This window comes from Gilvimarinus sp. 1_MG-2023 (genome assembly GCF_030548285.1).
Genome location: NZ_JAUOSC010000293.1, coordinates 1 through 385, shown reverse-complemented (window position 1 = coordinate 385; position 385 = coordinate 1). Strand labels below are relative to the sequence as shown.

1 protein-coding gene is annotated in these 385 nt (G+C 56.9%); it reads right to left on the bottom strand.

Annotated features, from left to right (window positions below; translation table 11 throughout):
• Window positions 1-39: 39 nt before the first annotated feature.
• Window positions 40-385: aldehyde dehydrogenase family protein (locus tag Q4563_RS16850; protein WP_303605310.1), on the bottom strand; the 346-nt coding region annotated here is incomplete at its 5' end.

Sequence of the window (385 nt, the reverse complement as noted above, 5' to 3'; positions counted from 1 at the left end):
GCCATTAACACCGCAAGCGGGAGGCATGGGCCACTGACGCTACGTGTTCGGGTTGCGCAGGACCATCAAGCGGATTTCGGTAATGTCCTCGATGGCGTAACGCACGCCTTCGCGGCCAATGCCGGAATCCTTTACCCCGCCGTAAGGCATATGGTCGACGCGCCAGCTGGGGACATCACCAATGACTACGCCACCGACTTCCAGCTCGTCCCATGCTTTTTGGGCTTTGTAGATGTCTTTGGTGAATATGCCAGCCTGCAGGCCAAAATCAGAGTTGTTCACTTCTTTCAGTGCGTCGTCGAAGTCGGTGAATCGGCTCAGAATAGCGACCGGGCCAAAGGCTTCCTGGGTGTTGACGTTCATGTCGGCCGTGACATCGCACAGC